The sequence below is a fragment of the Chlorogloeopsis sp. ULAP01 genome (assembly GCF_030381805.1).
In the GTDB taxonomy this organism is placed as follows: Bacteria; Cyanobacteriota; Cyanobacteriia; order Cyanobacteriales; family Nostocaceae; genus Chlorogloeopsis.
On sequence record NZ_JAUDRH010000003.1, the window covers coordinates 86,132 to 100,857 of the forward strand.

Here is a 14,726-nt window from a genome sequence, read left to right on the forward strand (position 1 = left end):
TTAATCCCGCCACACTTCATTTACAACACTGCCATCTGCTCTGACTAATTGAACCTGCAAAGGCATTTGCCCGACTGCATGGGTGGAACAACTCAGACAAGGATCGAATGCTCGAATTCCAGCTTCTACACGATTTAACATTCCTTCCGGAATTTCCGAACCATGAATAAAGTGCCGGGCAATTTGAGCGACTGTGCGATTCATTGCCAAGTTGTTTTGCCCAGTGGCAATCAGCAAATTCACTTTTTGGATTAAGCCGTTTTCATCTACTTGATAGTGATGGAACAAAGTACCGCGCGGTGCTTCACTGACGCCTACTGCTTCTAGTTGATTAATACCAGCATCGGCACGGAGTCGATTGGATAGTAAATCTGGATCGTTAAGCAAAATTTCAATCTGCTCAATTGATGCGAGAATTTCGATTAGTCGAGCGTAGTGATAGAAAAATGAAGAGCTAACTGTTCCTTTGCCTGCGTCTCTAAACTCTTGCAATTCGCGATCGGCTAAAGGTGTACCAATGTGACTGCAAACATTGAGACGTGCTAAAGGCCCTACTCGATAAATACCACTATCTAAGCGACAATGATCTTCTCGATCAGGATATCCTAAAGGACGGTAATAAGGAAATTTTAGGTAAGTCCAAGGTTCAACTGCTTCGCCGATATATTCTTGATAGCGAGTTGGATCGAGTTTGTCGGCAATAATATTACCTGCACTATCGACAAAGCGGATGTATCCGTCATAGTTTTCCCACAAGCCTTCAGGAGTGACTAATCCCATAAACAAGCTAGGAAAATTACCAAAGGTTTGCGCTTCTTTTTCGTAATCCTGGAGCAAACGCTTAAACAGATCTAGTGCATTTAGGATTGTAGTTCGTACTTCAGGGATGCGAGCTTGAATGTGAGTTCTTCCCTGCTCAGATAAGGGTTCCCTGACACCTCCAGGTACAGCCCAGGATGGGTGAATTTTGCGCCCGCCCAGAAGTTCAATGATTTCTTGCCCAAATTGGCGCAAGCGAATTCCTCCACGAGCAAGTTCTGGATCGGTTGCAATTAAGCCAAAAACATTACGTTTGCCTGGATCGCTATCCATGCCCAGCAAAAAATCAGGCGCACTCAAGTGGAAGAAACTGAGAGCATGGGATTGGATAATTTGCCCCAAGTTCATCAAACGGCGTAGTTTTACTGCTGCGGGAGGAATGGTAACAGCAAGAATGCGATCGCCTGCTTTTGCAGAAGCCAACAAGTGGCTCACCGGACAAATGCCACACACGCGTGCCGTAATTCCGGGCATTTCTGCTAAAGGACGCCCTTCACAAAACTTTTCAAATCCTCGAAATTCAGTCACATGGAAACGAGCATCGCTGACTTGTCCTGTGTCATCAAGGTAAATGGTAATTTTGGCGTGTCCTTCGATCCGAGTAACAGGATCAATGATTACTTTTTTCATAAAAATTTTGCCGCCTAGCTGAGATAAGTTTAAACAAAGGTAATATTAGGTTTTAATCTCAAAATCACTCGCTAAAATACGCATGAGTGGTTCTTCTAGCCAAGGCGACCAAAAAGCATAACATACGAGCTTTTCAGTATGTTTTTCTGATAGTTTAGTAGCTCGTTCGATGAAAGGATCGTTCAAGTTAACTGTACATTTACTCAATTCGGCATTCTGGATATTGAACATCTCTACTCCAGCTACGTCTGTAAACACAAGTGTCAAATCTTTTTCATCATCGGTTTGAAAATGAACATATAGCGTTCCGTTAACTAAAGATATCTCGCCAATTTGCCCATCAACTAACTGGAAATTTGTCAATGTTTCAGATGAAATTCTTGACTCTTTTGATTCTTTTAAATCTTTCGTCATAGTTGTATCTTTCCCTCCAATTGCTCCCTATCTATGCAAGCAACTTAATATATTGAGGAGCTTATCCCTTTTCACGAAAACTTTGATGCGATTCACTTCCCCAGCTTCCCTAGTCTCCCCAGCTCCTCCAACTTGCTGTGCAGGTATCAACCTTAAAGCGAAACAGTATTAGCCACTACACCAGCAGTCATAAATTTCTTTTGCCTCTGGATACTCATCGCAGTATTCTTCAAAGGCTGTTCTGTCTATTGTCTCTGCTCGTTGATGAGCAATTTCGGCTTGTAGTTCCTCGATAACATCCCAAGCAGCAGCACATTCTTCCGAACGAATACCTTTTTGAGTACAAACTTCGCGAGCTTTTCTAATTTCGTCTTGGAGTTGTTGCTCAAGCAGAATTGTTCGGGGCTGCTCAAGAAAGGTACTATTTGCCAGAATGTCAGCTAGTGAAACTATACCTAGTAGTTCATTCTGAATTACAGGCGCTCTCTGGATATGATGATCGGCAAATAACCGCGCTACGTATTCTAAACCTAGATCGGGGTTAACGACGATACAAGGTTTGGTCATTACCTCGTAAACACGCACTCTATTTGGATCTTTACCATAGGCAATAACTTTATAGACAATATCGCTCTCGCTAATAATGCCGTAAGCATCCTGCTCGTGGCGACGATCCACAATTAGTGCTTTCCAATCTCTAGCCCTCATTAGCCTCACAGCTTCAGCAACCGTTGCCGAACTGCGAATTGTAGCAACATCTTTAGTCATAATGTCTGCGGCTTTTAACATAGTCAATCTCCCTATTTTTCTTGTTTGAGATGTGAATATCTTGTGAAGGGTGCTAATAGATAATGTTGATGGTTAATTGTTAAAGTTTTTGGAGTGATGTAGACTTGCGATGGTGTAATATCATGTCCGGTTAATCAAACCGAATAAAAATATTTGCTTGTAGTGATAACTTTAGTTCTCAAGCCAGGACTGAAGTCCTGACTACAAACTATTTATTATGGGTGATTTGGCGGACATCATAATAATGGCAAGAAATTTATCAATCACACAAAGTATGCTTGAGCAAAGAAATTATTTATGTGATAGATAAGTAGGTGGGTAGAAATAAATATAACGCGATTCACGAGAAGTAAATACGCTTCAAACTCTTACTACAGACAAATGACGACCATAACTGTTTAAAATCATTAGTACCGAACTACTTAGCTAAGAGTGAGCTTTTGTAAATATTTCTTGTTCTTTATTACGATTAGATGATAACTTTATCCACTGAAAGGCAACAAGATTCAATAACAAACCAACCAGGAATAAAAGCACCATTAAGGTAATTTGATACCAGAGAATTGGCTGCACAAATAAATCCAAAATAATGTGAAGTAAATTCATGACGCTATAGAATACTGTTAAGCCAAAATGAATGATTCGATAACGTTTTGATTCAAAAAAAGCAGTAAAAATTATTGCCAGTATTGGTAACACAAAAAAGCCTAGCATTAACCACATAATTCCAGAAATATCATTAATACTTGTGGCTTTATGAGATTCGACAACGGGCAAACCATGGAAAATTGGCATCAAACCCAGTTGGGTATGAAACAGTGTTCCTAGTAAAAAAGTTATCCAAAGAGCAATAATTTTTTCTCGATAATGAACTGTCATAATCGCTCTCCCATTCCTTTTTTAATCCTCAAAGGGAAAGATTTAGCCAAATTTGATGAATTCGCGTCCTTCTAGTTGTGGTATTTTTCCGCGTAAGAGTGGCTCTAAGACTGCTTGAATTCGAGTAGCTGACGGCGGGCAACCTGGTAAGTAAATATCAACTGGTACTACTGTATGAACTGGTGTAACTCGATCTAGTAACTGCGGCACAATCCCAGGCTCTTGGGGAATTTGCCCGTGGATATCTGCGGTTTCGATGTAACAACGTTGTAAAACTGGTTCGGCACTGCCCAAGGGATTGCGTAAAGCCGTAACATTACCAGTGACAGCACAGTCGCCAAAGGAAACAAGGAGGTGTGATCGCTCTCTCACTGTTTTAATCGTTTCTAAATGTTCTTCGTTGGCGATCGCTCCCTCGACTAACACTACATCTACTTGTTGTGGGTATTCTTTGGTATCCATGAACGGACTGTATACTAAATCTACCTGTGCTGCTAAATCAAATAGCCATTCGTCTAAGTCGAGAAAGGACATATGACAGCCAGAACAACCACCAAGCCATACTGTTGCTAATTTCAAACGAGTCATAGGATTTTGGATTTTGGATTAGGAATGAACGTAACTCACATTTACTTACTTGTCTCCTTGTCCCTTTGTGCTAATTCCCTTCTGCCTTCTGCCTTCTAGCTTGAAAGTCACCTCACCCCCTGCCCCTCTCCTTACTAAGGAGAGGGGTGTCCGACAGGACGGGGTGAGGTTTTTCATGCCTGGCGATGAAACTTGTTTCATTGGGACTGCCTTCTACTTCTTAAAAATTCCATTGCTGTTTTTCCCGTGCGGTGACAAGAAAGTCGAGTTTGGCGCGATCGTGTTTCATTTCGCCGACACTCGCACCTTTAGAGAAAATTGCACCTGTAGGGCAAGCATTGACACATTTACCACAGGAAGTACAAGTTTGTGAGGTTCCCCAAGGTTGATTCAAGTCGGTAATTACGTGTGAATTTGTACCTCTACCTGCCATATCCCACGTGTGAGCGCCTTCAATTTCGTCACAAACACGTATACAGCGTGTACAAAGTACACAACGGTTGTGGTCGATGCCAAAGCGATCGTGAGAAACATCGACTTTGTGATCGCTGAAGTGGTATTCTAAGCGCACATGATCCATACCCATCTCAATTGCCAAGTCTTGCAATTCGCAATTGCTATTTGCCACGCACACAGAACAAATGTGATTGCCTTCTGCAAACAACATCTCTAAAATCGTGCGGCGGTATTTCTGTAGGCGATCGCTTTTAGTCTTAACTTCCATGCCTTCAGCAACTTTTGTAACACAAGCGGGTTGTAATTTATTGCTACCAGCAATTTCGACTAGGCAAAGGCGACAAGCTCCAACTTCTGAAACTCCTTCTAAATAGCACAGTGTCGGAATATGAATTCCTGCTTCCTGTGCTGCTTTAAGTAGAGTTTCATCCTCACGAGCGCTGATTAATTGGTCATCAATTGTTAAAGTTTTGACTGTCATTGCTGTTGTTCTACTTAAACTGAAAAAACGCTGTTACAATCTCATTCTTTTAAGGGTGGATTTCCTTCTGCCTTCTGCCTTGAAAGTCACCTCACCCCCTGCCCCTCTCCTTAGCAAGGAGAGGGGTGTCCGACGGGGTGAGGCAGCGCGCAGAACAGGGGGTTTCCCCCATGAGCGACTGCCGTAGATGCAGAGCGGCTTCAAGGCAGAGTACCCCGTAGGGTAGGGGTGAAACTTGTTTCATAGTGACTGCCTTCTAAACAAAACTCTGCCCGCTCAATCTTGCTACGGAAGAATTCTAAGTAACTGTCTGTGCCAAACCACCAACCCAAGCTCATCTGGGAAGGGATTGTATATCTTGCAAATGTTTGTTCTTGCTGTACTTCTCCGCCAAAGGGAATGTAAGTGAAACTACCATCATCGGTGTGTTCTCCCCAACGCGGAAAAGAAATCTTTAGTACTTTACCGTCAGGATCTATAACTAGTGTGAGGGTTACAGGTTCACCATCAATCTTCAGACTAGCCTGGATCGTCCTCTCATCAATTGCCTGCCAACTTACACCGTGTTGGGGCAATAAAGCAGAAGGCAGCCAGAGTAATTCTCCAGCGAATCGTCCAATGCTAGAGCGGGTAACATCAGGATTGTGGGCATTTACCAACGGAATTAGCCCCCCAGGGAAAATTGCGTTCGTCCCGATTTGTTGGCATAATAATCAGCTCCGATAAATTGAAACAAACCACGACCGATCGCTGCTTTCCAAACAAATCCTTTGGCTGAGATAATTTCTGTAGCTTTCATCGGTATCCAGGGTTTATCCCGTTCCATCCGAAAACTGCCGCTCATTTCCAAGCTTACAGAAGTAGCAAGGGGAGTTCCTGGGGCAATGGCATGGAGAAAGTAACGCCTGACGGGAGGGGGTAATTCTGCAACCATGTCTTCAGTGAAACGAGTTTGCGCGGGTGCAGTTAAGAGCGATCGCCAAATTCTGTTAACTTCTTGTTCGTTTTTGACTTGTAAAACTACTAAAACGAGTAAAGCGATCGCTAGCAATAAACCGATACTGAAAAAAACTTTTGCAAACATTGCCCTCACCCCTGTTATGGTTTCAGTATTTGCTTTCTCAATCAAATGCGATCGGATTTGAAAGCTAATTAAGGTGATTGTGTAGGAACGAAACCAGAATTTGCTTTTTTAATCAGCGCCAAGTACTCTTCTCGAAAATAACGCAAGGTACTAAACACCGGATTGGGTGCAGATTGCCCCAAACCACACAAACTGGTGTTCTTTACCATGTCACAAAGTTCTTCTAAAAGTTCCAAATCGGTAAGTGATGCCTTACCTTGGCGAATTTTGGTTAATAACCGATAGAGTTGCACTGTACCCACTCGACAAGGAATGCACTTGCCGCAAGATTCATCCATACAAAATTCCATGAAAAACTTGGCAACATCTACCATGTTGGTACTGTGATCCATGACAATCATGCCGCCGGAACCCATCATCGAACCTAATGCAGTTAAGGATTCGTAGTCTACAGATGTATCAAAAGCTGAGGCAGGAATACATCCTCCTGAAGGTCCGCCAGTTTGCACTGCTTTAGCTATACCATTATTAGGTACACCACCACCTAGCTGTTCTACAATCAGCCGCAGTGGAGTTCCCATCTGTATTTCTACTAAACCAGTGTTACGTATTTTACCTGCTAATGCGAAAACTTTTGTACCTTTGCTTTTTTCTGTGCCGATACTGGCAAACCACTCAGCGCCCTTACGAATAATCGGTGAGATATTGGCAAAGGTTTCAACGTTGTTAATGAGGGTGGGATATCCCCACAAGCCAGACTCAGCAGGATAGGGGGGGCGGGGGTGAGGTGTACCGCGTTTGCCTTCAATTGATGCCATCAGAGCGGTTTCTTCACCACAAACATAAGCTCCTGCGCCAATACGAATATCAATTTTAAAGTCAAAGGGAGACTCAAAAATTTGACTGCCCAATAAGCCTAAGCGTTGCGCTTGACGAATCGCAGTTTGCAGGCGACTAATGGCAATGGGGTATTCTGCTCTGACATAAATATAGCCTTGGGTTGCACCCACAGCATAGGCAGCGATCGCCATTCCTTCTAGTACGCGATGAGGATCGCTTTCTAAAACACTGCGATCCATAAATGCTCCCGGATCGCCTTCGTCGGCGTTGCAGATGACAAACTTGCGTTCTCCTTTCGCTTTCGCAACTGTCGCCCATTTCACACCAGTGGGATAACCAGCACCACCCCTTCCCCGCAAACCACTGCGAGTAATGGTATCGACTACCTCAGTTGGACTCATCTCCCGTAGCACGTGGTAAAGTGCTTGATAGCCTCCAGCAGCAATATAAGATTCGATGCGATCGGGATTAACTTTGCCACTATTTTCTAAGACTATCGGCAATTGTTTCGTAAAAAATGGATGTGTTAGATCTCCTTGCTGAACTTTTGTCTGTTTCCCATTGAGAGCAACGATAATTTCAGGTGCATTCTCTGAGGTAACTTTTTGGTAGAGTATGCCCAAGCTTTCTGGTTCATTTTGTTTTACAACATGAACTAAAGCTCCCTGACAACACAAGCGCATACAACCCACACCGCAAACTTGTACTTGATTCTCTAAACCAGATGCTTTTACTACTTCCTCAAGCCGCTTTTTTACAGCTTCGGAATTAGCAGACAGACAACCAGCAGCAAGACAACAGCGAATCTGCACTGGTTTTTGAGACTGGCGTTCTTGCTCTGCTATCTCTTGTAGCTCACTCAAATCCATCTTCTACCTGCCTCCTCTGCCATAACTGGTTAGGCTTCATTTTTGAGGTTAAGAGAAAAACTTGAGGAACTTGTGAGGAAAAGTATTTGTATACAAGAGTCTTCAACAATAATTTTTTAAATCCGTTATTTTTTGAATGTACTATGTAATATCCCTAACTTTTTAAATCGGTTGGGCTTCTGTTATTAAAATTTATTTATATCAAAGTAATCGGAACTTAGAGTTTTTACTTGAGATTTTTATTTAATTAACTTACTAACTATAAAATTTTCAGAAAAATTATATTTTACATCAACACTCATGCATATAAAAAAATTATACATTTCAGTGAGATAGCTAATTATTCTTCTCCTTAATTACACTAGTAGTATTTAATATAATAAAACTTCAAATCTATAATTGTTATGAATTCATATATTATGTTGTATATAAGTTGCATATCTATTTACGAGCAGATAATCATTTGAAATTATTATTATCAGAGATTTTATAAAAATCTTTCTGTTTTTACATCTAGTGACTGAGTATCAATTTATAAACATATTCAAGCCATTTTAGCTGATTCACAAGCATATATTGATTATTTAATTGCTAAAAATCAGTTATTTTTGATGTCTTGATTGAGGCTAATAAACTTAACATTATTATAATTATGCTGAAAACAGTTTTGTATTACTTAGCTATCATTTTTTATCTAGTAATGGCTTACTGTTACTTTACTGTCTGGTTAGATTTCTTTTTACAAGATGAAGAAATGAATTTAGCACAGCGCTCTTTGTCTGGCGCAATTTTAGTGATAGGTAGTATTCTATGGCCTATAGTAATTCCTTTTGCTTATTTAGAGTTATTAAACTTTAATAAACAACACAAAAAAACTATTGATATTTTAATCAATAAGTCTAATTCCAAAATTTGCGATCGCTAACTTATGAAACATAATCTCTGCAATAATAGGACTCATATTTGATTTTTGAAAAAAACGTAGGGTGTGCGATCGCAAAGTATAACGTACTGTTTTAAAGGGTTGGGTGCGTTAGACTAAATTCATAACACAACGGTAGTTTTGCAGGAAGAGAATCTACACCGCAAACTGCCTCCCCTACAAACACTTAATTTTTTTTCAGTCATCAAACCGGATTTCTATATCACAGTACAGCGTTGCATGAAAGTTGTATATAAGTTTACAGAAAAGTATTTTTCTGGAATCCTCAATAATACAGGATCTCGGCGCGATCCTGTGTTGTTCCAAGATACTATTCGCCAGTGGTGATATACCACTGGCTTTCTTTATTGCATAAAGCTATATGAGGTGCGAAGTGCGAGGGGTAAAGCAAGCCCAATAAACTCAATTAAAAACAAGTATCTTCAATTTCTCAACCTACTATAACTTACAGTTATATTTAAATCAGTTCTAATGGTAAGACACTACTATATCTAGTAATTATTACTCATCTTTTTTCAATAGTTTTATTTAGTATTGAAATTAAAGCCTTTATAGACTCATTTTTTTCATCTAAAATTTTTGAGATAATTATCATGTCCTTTAACATAATTTTTAACCATCCTCGCCTCAAGCGAAGTAGAGGATGATCGATACATTCTGAAAGAGCTTGTTTAGGTGTAAGAATATTTGGTTTTTGAAGAGCATTAATTGCGTATTTATAGATTTCAATGCACAGCTTATCACTTTGATTAGACGCAATTATTACGGCTTTTTCCCAAGCATCACATACCTCCTTTACCTTGTCTTTATCTACCTTGTCTTGAGCAAGGGTAATTAAACCAAGATTCCAGTAAATATAAGGTTGGCTCTCCAGAGCAATATCAGCAGCTTTTTTTATCTGTTTTATTGCAACTACTAATTTACTGTCAATTTTGTTTATTTGTTGTTCTATTTGTTGCTCTATTTTTTTAATAACTTGCAATTTGTTTTCAATTTTTTTTATATCTTGTTTTAAGTATAGTATTTTTTGTTTGATATTTCGTATCTCTTTTCCTGGGTTTTTAATCTCTTGTTTTAAGTTTTTCATCTTTAGTTCTAGTTTGTTAATCTTTTGCAAATTCTAAAAATACTCAGGGTAACAATGATAATTATTTGTCCATTGGTGTAGACTATCCAAGTCTTCAGTAGCTTGAAAAAGGTAGGCTAAAGCTAAACCACTGTGGATTGAATGCAATTCTTGAGCATCTTTTAAATATTTGTAAATTTATATAGCTTTATTAAACTTTTTTCAGCCTTTTTATAGTTTATTAATTTCTCTTCATGTGTTAACTTCTCTTCATCATCGTATAAGTATATTAGTCCAAGATTATGGTAAGGCTTCCAGAAATGAGAATGCCAGTATTTATCATCTTGGGTACAAGCATCTTCATAGTATTTATGCGCTTTTTGATACTCTCCTTTCTGAAAATATATATTACCAATACCATTTATAGCGTAGGGAAAATCTTCATTTAATCTATTAGTACGCTCATATTGATTGATAGCATCATCGAATTTTTTCTGCGCGTAATAGACATTACCTAATCCAGTGTGAGAATAGTAAGACTCGCTTTGAGGAGCAACTTCTATGGATGCTAGAAAAGCTTTTTCTGTCTTATCATATTTTTGATTTTCAAGATAGGCAACGCCAATCTTATAGAATAAATCCGCAAGCTTATGATATTTTTTTCTACTTGTCGTGCTTTTTTGCAATTTTCTTCGGCATTCTGAAGATCCTCTAATAAGCCAGTGTGTTGATAGAGGTAGTAGTTATGAATTGCTTCAGTAAAAAACTTAAAACCCTCCCATGTTTGAGCAGTAATATCAGGAACTAAACCCATAACAACTTTATAAGCTAAATCCCTTACTTTCTCAGTCATGGGCTGTGTCTGATCATTTTTCCAAGTCACTTCCCAAGCCTTAACTTGATTGAGATATTCTAATCGCACAAACAAACGAATTGTCGAAGCGTAAGTTTGTACGCTTCCAGAAATTACCCTTTTCACACCTCCAAAAGGCCATAACCATTTGAGAACTAAAAGTATCCTTCCAATAGAGATACTAGTTTTACCAACTTCAAAAGTTCCAACTTCAGTAAGATTACTTTCTATATTTTCTTGGATGGGAGTCAATGGAGGAAAGTTAAACTCTCCCAACCTTTGTAACTGAATGTCTTCTTCCCCTGTTCTCATAGCTTGGGTTAGACAAGTATGGATATGCCTAATTCTATGAAGTTCTCCAACTAACGAATCAGCAATAGCTTTGCCTAGCTTAGGTTTTTCTCCAGTTTTATTATTTTCTTCCGATGGTAGAGTTGTATCCTCAAAGGCAAGAACTACTGTACCTGCTCTACTGTTAGAGAGCCAGTAAAGTAACATAAATACAGTCCCAATAATGAAGAACAAACCAACAATATTTAATAAAGTAATAATATGGTGTCTTAGTTATTCTAGATCTGAATTTGTTAGATAAAAATTAGCATTAAAAATTACAACGATTAATCTTATTCCTAAGACTATTATAAGAATAAACGCTATATAACTGGGTAACTTGCCACAAAAAAATACAAAATTTTTCCATGCTTTTTTTCTTTATTTATATTCCAATTTTAAAAAATCTTGTTTAAACAAAAAACTTATTGAAACAGGTAAATTATTTTTAATTAAAAAAATAATACCAAAGCTAAGTATCAACATTGATAAGAAAATCAAAATAATGAAGATGACTTGTAATAAATTTCTTCTATGTTTTGTTATTCTATATTTTATAATTGTTTTTTTAATTCTTTCTAATAAATCACCTGCTAAAGTTTTCTTTGTTACTCCCACTGTTTTAGCATCGTCATCATTCAAAGTGAGAATAACTTTATAATCTTCTTTATCTTTGACAATAATGTTAGCAGTACTTTCAAATTCTTCAATTATAATCGAATTGATTGAAATTGAGTCATTATCAGCAATCTCTTGGAGTACTTTTTGTGTTCGCTGTGTGTCTAACACTAGTGGTATTTGAATACAGTACTTGTCCAAACACAAATATGCTTTGGTAGAGTTTTGAAAGTAATTTGTTGCTATTTGGGAATCGGTAGATATGACAACTATAACAACTAAAAATACTGCTAATGTAAAGCTTATAAATACTCGCCAATATATTTTCATGGCTTCTGGTTCTAAAAAATTAAATTTTATAAATTAATAATTATTTTTTTGAATTATGATTGACAGATTTTGAATATGATTAAATATTTTCTTCTCCCATATAGGAAGAAAGAATTAAAAAATGAGGCGATCGCTCTATTCCTTTAACCATTCTTTAATCCGTTCTTGAACTGATTCCGCAGTTTGATAGCCACACACCGCACCATCAAAAACCACAGCAGGTGCAAGACTGCAAGCACCCAAACACCTAGCTGTTAATAGTGAAACTTGTCCATCTGGTGTTGTTTCTCCAGCATGAATGCGAGCAGATTTTTCTAGATGGGCAAGAATTTCTGGTGCGCCTTTGACATAACAAGCTGTACCTGTACACACCACACAGGTATGCTTGCCTTTAGGTGCAAGTGAAAACAAATGATAAAAGGTAGCTACACCATAAACCCGACTGGGTGGTAGTTTAAGACTTTGGGCAATGTAAATTAATAAATCGTTTTCTAAGTAGCCAAATAATTCTTGTGCCTTATGGAGAATTTCAATCAGAGCATCTTGCTGATATTGATGACGCTTCATTGTTGCGTCTAGTATTTTAAAGCGCTTATCACCACTAGGATGGGAGAGTGGCAGAGGGCGAGATGATTTCATTTTTCTTTAGGCTACGATTTACACAAATCTGTACTTAGCTGGAGGTAAAAGTGCTAGTAGTTTCTTTTCCCGTTTCAGCTTTTTTGACACTAGCAGCAAGATGCACAACATGAACTGAACAAGGAGCATGGTGGAGGACATAGTTACTTACGCTACCAAGAAATAGTTCTGCCATCCCAGAATGCCCTCGACGCCCAACAACAATTAGATCGGCACCCCAACTACTAGCTATATCACAGATAACTCGCCCTGGGCTGCCAAGATTTTGTGTAAATTCAGCATTTACGCCTGCTGTATTTGCTTGAGCGCTCAGGCGTTGCAACATCTCAATACCTTGATTTTTCGACTTTTCCCACTGCTGTTGTTGAAACTCTAAGGCTTGATCCGTCATTCCTGAATAGTAGTCAAAACTAGAACCTATTTGTACATACGGAACGCCCTCTTCCTCTACAGATAAAACGTGCAGCAACATTAAGCTAGCTCCACTCATCTTTGCTAAAGCTAATCCTTGTTCAAAAACTGGCTTGCCCATGTCAGAGCGATCTAATGCAACTAAAATCTTTTTAAACATATAAACCTCTCATAGCAATTTTGGATTTTAGATTTTGGATGAAAACCATTGATTAATAGGCTATTCCAAAATTTTGAAGCAAGACTTCTGCGTGCCAATTTGATATCCTTGTTACACACTCTTTGTCCTTCAATTAAGTTTATAGGACAATAATTTGAGGAAATTGTGAGCCTCTAACTAGCGGCTCGCTGCAAGCAACGAATGAAAGAAGCACTTCTGTTGTCTTTCCTTCTGCCTACCAACGGATACGCCGTACCTACGGCAGCTGCTCCGCATCTACCGCGTCTACTGCCCTCTACCTTTTTTCTTAAAAACTGTACTACCCCAGGTAATACGACGGTTCGTAAACCCTTCCCCATTCAGGATTGTAAGTTTGTAACGCTCGCATATACTGAGCGCGTTCAAAGGCACTGGGATCGGGACAATTTTTTTGGCTCATGCTTCCCTGAAGCAAGTGTATAGATTCGTACTCATGTTTTTCCATCCATTCACTTATTTCCTTCTCGATACAGCGAATGTGAGCGATTCCCTCTCGTAGCAGCACGGAACAAAGCATAGTAATGCTTGCTCCTGCCATCAGCAGTTTTAGGACATCCCGTGCATTGTGAATGCCGCTAGTAGCAGCTAAACTGGCATTGATGCGACCATAAAGAATGGCAATCCAACGCAGAGGTAAACGCATCGCCTGTGCAGTACTTAAAAGCACATTAGGCTCTACATCCAGAGTTTCGAGGTTAATATCTGGTTGGTAGAAGCGGTTAAACAATACTAGTGCATCAGCTCCTGCATTATCCAAACGCTTTGCCATATTTGCCATGTTAGTGAAATAGGGGCTGAGTTTAACTGCCACAGGAATGGTAATTTCAGCTTTAACTGCCTGGAGAATGTGAATATAGTTTTGCTCTATTTGTTCGCTGGTTAGTTCCATATCTGTAGGAACATAGTAAATATTCAACTCCAGCGCCGAAGCTCCTGCTTGCTGAATTAATCTGGCATAGTCAATCCATCCACCTACTGAAGAACCATTGAGGCTGGCAATCACAGGAATTTTGACTAGTTCGGTTGCTTTACGAATATGGTTAAGATATTCTTCTGGACCAATGTGAAAGCTAGTTGGTTCAGGAAAATATGTCAGGGCTTCTGGGAAGCTTTCGGTACCATAGGTGAGGTGATGGTGCAATTCGTAGCGTTCCAAGGTAATCTGTTCTTCAAACAGCGAATGCATTACTACTGCCGCCGCACCTACATCCTCCATACGTTTGATGTTGTCAGTGTCTTTTGATAAGGGAGATGCCGAAGGCACAAGTGGCGATCGCAATTTCATCCCCATATAAGTAGTAGTTAAATCCATCTTAATTTTCTCAAAATTGTTAATGGTTAATCTGAAAATAAGGCAGAGGGCAGAGAGCAGCACGCCCTTGCGGAGCCAGTGCGGTGGTGAGCCAGCGCGTTGGGCGGCTTTGCCGACTTGTAGCAACTGGCGTAGACACGAAGTGGCTTCTGAAAGTAAGGCTTCCCCGGCATAAA

16 protein-coding genes and 1 pseudogene are annotated in these 14,726 nt (G+C 39.4%); 1 reads left to right on the top strand and 16 read right to left on the bottom strand.

The window, feature by feature from the left end; all coding sequences use genetic code 11:
- The 9 genes and pseudogenes from QUB80_RS06635 to nuoF form a co-directional block, all read right to left on the bottom strand.
- Entirely contained in the window at nt 1–1,449 is a 1,449-nt protein-coding gene (locus tag QUB80_RS06635; protein ID WP_289788719.1) for a Ni/Fe hydrogenase subunit alpha, read from the bottom strand.
- A 45-nt stretch (nt 1,450–1,494) separates the two neighbouring features.
- Nucleotides 1,495–1,863, bottom strand: a complete 369-nt coding sequence (locus QUB80_RS06640) for a hypothetical protein (RefSeq protein WP_289788720.1) — start codon at nt 1,861–1,863, stop codon at nt 1,495–1,497.
- Nucleotides 1,864–2,031: 168 nt separating this feature from the next.
- Nucleotides 2,032–2,652, bottom strand: coding sequence for a CP12 domain-containing protein (locus tag QUB80_RS06645; RefSeq protein ID WP_289788721.1), 621 nt, complete (start codon nt 2,650–2,652; stop codon nt 2,032–2,034).
- Between the two features lie 426 nt (nt 2,653–3,078).
- A complete protein-coding gene (locus QUB80_RS06650; protein WP_289788722.1) occupies nt 3,079–3,531 on the bottom strand; it encodes a hypothetical protein in 453 nt (150 codons plus the stop codon).
- A gap of 42 nt (nt 3,532–3,573) precedes the next feature.
- A complete protein-coding gene (locus QUB80_RS06655; protein ID WP_289788723.1) occupies nt 3,574–4,119 on the bottom strand; it encodes an NADH-quinone oxidoreductase subunit B family protein in 546 nt (181 codons plus the stop codon).
- Between the two features lie 45 nt (nt 4,120–4,164).
- The gene (locus QUB80_RS06660) at nt 4,165–4,320 is read right to left on the bottom strand and encodes a hypothetical protein (RefSeq protein WP_289788724.1); all 156 of its coding nucleotides are present in this window, start codon (nt 4,318–4,320) and stop codon (nt 4,165–4,167) included.
- Between the two features lie 19 nt (nt 4,321–4,339).
- Nucleotides 4,340–5,056 (bottom strand): bidirectional hydrogenase complex protein HoxU, encoded by a 717-nt coding sequence (gene hoxU / locus QUB80_RS06665; RefSeq protein ID WP_289788725.1) that lies wholly within the window; start codon nt 5,054–5,056, stop codon nt 4,340–4,342.
- 200 nt (nt 5,057–5,256) lie between these two features.
- A pseudogene (locus tag QUB80_RS06670) lies at nt 5,257–6,140 on the bottom strand (DUF6544 family protein).
- Nucleotides 6,141–6,208: 68 nt separating this feature from the next.
- Nucleotides 6,209–7,849, bottom strand: a complete 1,641-nt coding sequence (gene nuoF, locus QUB80_RS06675; RefSeq protein ID WP_289788726.1) for an NADH-quinone oxidoreductase subunit NuoF — start codon at nt 7,847–7,849, stop codon at nt 6,209–6,211.
- A gap of 652 nt (nt 7,850–8,501) precedes the next feature.
- On the opposite strand from nuoF, the gene QUB80_RS06680 reads away from it, so the two are divergent.
- The gene (locus QUB80_RS06680; RefSeq protein ID WP_289788727.1) at nt 8,502–8,774 is read left to right on the top strand and encodes a hypothetical protein; all 273 of its coding nucleotides are present in this window, start codon (nt 8,502–8,504) and stop codon (nt 8,772–8,774) included.
- Between the two features lie 523 nt (nt 8,775–9,297).
- On the opposite strand, the gene QUB80_RS06685 is transcribed toward QUB80_RS06680, so the two are convergent.
- The 7 genes from QUB80_RS06685 to QUB80_RS06715 all read right to left on the bottom strand — a co-directional run bounded on the left by QUB80_RS06685 (nt 9,298) and on the right by QUB80_RS06715 (nt 14,550).
- Nucleotides 9,298–9,879, bottom strand: coding sequence for a hypothetical protein (locus tag QUB80_RS06685; protein ID WP_289788728.1), 582 nt, complete (start codon nt 9,877–9,879; stop codon nt 9,298–9,300).
- 161 nt (nt 9,880–10,040) lie between these two features.
- On the bottom strand, nt 10,041–10,544 hold the full coding sequence (locus QUB80_RS06690; protein ID WP_289788729.1) for a tetratricopeptide repeat protein: 504 nt from the start codon (nt 10,542–10,544) through the stop codon (nt 10,041–10,043).
- Nucleotides 10,427–11,209, bottom strand: a complete 783-nt coding sequence (locus tag QUB80_RS06695; protein WP_289788730.1) for a hypothetical protein — start codon at nt 11,207–11,209, stop codon at nt 10,427–10,429. Before QUB80_RS06695 ends, QUB80_RS06690 begins: the two co-directional genes overlap by 118 nt.
- Nucleotides 11,210–11,422: 213 nt before the next feature.
- Nucleotides 11,423–11,989: a DUF8459 domain-containing protein gene (locus QUB80_RS06700; protein WP_289788731.1), complete on the bottom strand. Its 567-nt coding sequence runs from the start codon at nt 11,987–11,989 to the stop codon at nt 11,423–11,425.
- A 135-nt stretch (nt 11,990–12,124) separates the two neighbouring features.
- A complete protein-coding gene (gene hoxE / locus QUB80_RS06705) occupies nt 12,125–12,628 on the bottom strand; it encodes a bidirectional hydrogenase complex protein HoxE (protein ID WP_289788732.1) in 504 nt (167 codons plus the stop codon).
- A 34-nt stretch (nt 12,629–12,662) separates the two neighbouring features.
- Nucleotides 12,663–13,199 (bottom strand): universal stress protein, encoded by a 537-nt coding sequence (locus QUB80_RS06710; protein WP_289788733.1) that lies wholly within the window; start codon nt 13,197–13,199, stop codon nt 12,663–12,665.
- Between the two features lie 319 nt (nt 13,200–13,518).
- Entirely contained in the window at nt 13,519–14,550 is a 1,032-nt protein-coding gene (locus tag QUB80_RS06715; RefSeq protein ID WP_289789091.1) for a dihydroorotate dehydrogenase-like protein, read from the bottom strand.
- Nucleotides 14,551–14,726 lie beyond the last annotated feature (176 nt).

Coding starts and splice junctions, on each gene's coding strand:
- QUB80_RS06635 (WP_289788719.1), bottom strand. CDS start 1,449: ATGAAAAAAGTAATCATTGATCCTGTTACTCGGATCGAAGGACACGCC.
- QUB80_RS06650 (WP_289788722.1), bottom strand. CDS start 3,531: ATGACAGTTCATTATCGAGAAAAAATTATTGCTCTTTGGATAACTTTT.
- QUB80_RS06715 (WP_289789091.1), bottom strand. CDS start 14,550: ATGGATTTAACTACTACTTATATGGGGATGAAATTGCGATCGCCACTT.
- nuoF (WP_289788726.1), bottom strand. CDS start 7,849: ATGGATTTGAGTGAGCTACAAGAGATAGCAGAGCAAGAACGCCAGTCT.
- hoxU (WP_289788725.1), bottom strand. CDS start 5,056: ATGACAGTCAAAACTTTAACAATTGATGACCAATTAATCAGCGCTCGT.
- QUB80_RS06645 (WP_289788721.1), bottom strand. CDS start 2,652: ATGTTAAAAGCCGCAGACATTATGACTAAAGATGTTGCTACAATTCGC.
- QUB80_RS06680 (WP_289788727.1), top strand. CDS start 8,502: ATGCTGAAAACAGTTTTGTATTACTTAGCTATCATTTTTTATCTAGTA.
- QUB80_RS06695 (WP_289788730.1), bottom strand. CDS start 11,209: ATGTTACTTTACTGGCTCTCTAACAGTAGAGCAGGTACAGTAGTTCTT.
- QUB80_RS06710 (WP_289788733.1), bottom strand. CDS start 13,199: ATGTTTAAAAAGATTTTAGTTGCATTAGATCGCTCTGACATGGGCAAG.
- QUB80_RS06640 (WP_289788720.1), bottom strand. CDS start 1,863: ATGACGAAAGATTTAAAAGAATCAAAAGAGTCAAGAATTTCATCTGAA.
- QUB80_RS06655 (WP_289788723.1), bottom strand. CDS start 4,119: ATGACTCGTTTGAAATTAGCAACAGTATGGCTTGGTGGTTGTTCTGGC.
- hoxE (WP_289788732.1), bottom strand. CDS start 12,628: ATGAAATCATCTCGCCCTCTGCCACTCTCCCATCCTAGTGGTGATAAG.
- QUB80_RS06700 (WP_289788731.1), bottom strand. CDS start 11,989: ATGAAAATATATTGGCGAGTATTTATAAGCTTTACATTAGCAGTATTT.
- QUB80_RS06660 (WP_289788724.1), bottom strand. CDS start 4,320: ATGAAACAAGTTTCATCGCCAGGCATGAAAAACCTCACCCCGTCCTGT.
- QUB80_RS06685 (WP_289788728.1), bottom strand. CDS start 9,879: ATGAAAAACTTAAAACAAGAGATTAAAAACCCAGGAAAAGAGATACGA.